Annotated in this window: 1 protein-coding gene; it reads right to left on the bottom strand. The window is 63.8% G+C overall.

Translation table 11 applies throughout. The annotated features are described in order from the left end of the window. A partial coding sequence (locus tag FBT96_RS19625) for an EF-Tu C-terminal domain-related protein (RefSeq protein ID WP_249306584.1) occupies positions 1–494 on the bottom strand: 494 nt, incomplete at both ends.

The raw sequence follows: 494 nt of genomic DNA, 5'->3' as shown, positions 1-494 counted from the left end.
TCTTCCATCGCGATCGGCGCGATCAGCTCGACTTCGAACTTCAGGTTGTCGCCCGGCATCACCATCTCGGTGCCTTCCGGCAGCTTCACGGTGCCCGTCACGTCCGTCGTGCGGAAGTAGAATTGCGGACGGTAGTTCGCAAAGAACGGCGTGTGGCGGCCGCCTTCTTCCTTCGTCAGGATGTAGGCTTCGGCTTCGAAGTTCGTGTGCGGCTTCACCGAACCCGGCTTGCACAGAACCTGACCACGCTCGACGCCGTCACGGTCGATGCCGCGCAGCAGCGCGCCGATGTTGTCGCCCGCTTCGCCGCGGTCCAGCAGCTTGCGGAACATCTCGACGCCGGTGCAGACCGACTTCTTGGTGTCGCGGATGCCGACGATCTCGAGTTCGTCGCCCACGTTGATCACACCGCGTTCCACACGGCCGGTCACCACGGTGCCGCGGCCCGAGATCGAGAACACGTCCTCGATCGGCATCAGGAACGGCTGGTCAAC

The sequence above is a fragment of the Rhodobacter capsulatus genome, assembly GCF_005144475.1.
Taxonomy (GTDB): Bacteria; Pseudomonadota; Alphaproteobacteria; order Rhodobacterales; family Rhodobacteraceae; genus Rhodobacter; species Rhodobacter capsulatus_C.
The sequence above is the reverse complement of the archived record's forward strand: the minus strand, read 5'-3'. Positions and strand labels throughout refer to the sequence as shown.